A 573-nucleotide genomic window follows, 5' to 3' on the forward strand; every position below is an offset into this window, starting at 1 on the left:
GGCAACAGTGTAATTGTCATTAACTGCTACTGGATTATCATTTACTGGGGTAACGGTAATCAGTTCATTGGCTGTAGCTGTTCCGCCATGTCCATCGCTGATGACATAAGGAATACTGATTGCCGTAGCCGAATTAAAGTTGGTTGTCGGTGTAAAAGTAATCACACCTGTCGCAGAAATATTTACAGTTCCGTTTGTAACTGAAATACTCTGAGCTCCGCCTGTTAAAGTTGTTCCGTTTATTGAAGTGATTGTTAAAGTATCTCCATCAACATCTGAATCTAATGCTAATGGGGTTAACGTTACAGTTGCATCTTCGGCAACAGTATAATTATCATTAACTGCTACTGGATTATCATTTACTGGGGTAACGGTAATCAGTTCATTGGCTGTAGCCGTTCCGCCATGTCCATCGCTGATGACATAAGGAATACTGATTGCCGTAGCCGAATTAAAGTTGGTTGTCGGTGTAAAAGTAATCACACCTGTCGCTGAGATATTTACAGTTCCGTTTGTAACTGAAATACTCTGAACTCCGCCTGTTAAAGTTGTTCCGTTTATTGAAGTGATTGT

General features: G+C 40.5%; 1 protein-coding gene. It reads right to left on the reverse strand.

Annotated elements, in window-relative coordinates; translation table 11 throughout:
- Positions 1-573 (reverse strand): tandem-95 repeat protein (locus GKZ86_RS25190; RefSeq protein WP_154785766.1); only part of this gene is annotated, 573 nt, incomplete at both ends.

It is taken from the genome of Flavobacterium sp. LC2016-13 (genome assembly GCF_009707955.1).
Taxonomy (GTDB): Bacteria; Bacteroidota; Bacteroidia; order Flavobacteriales; family Flavobacteriaceae; genus Flavobacterium.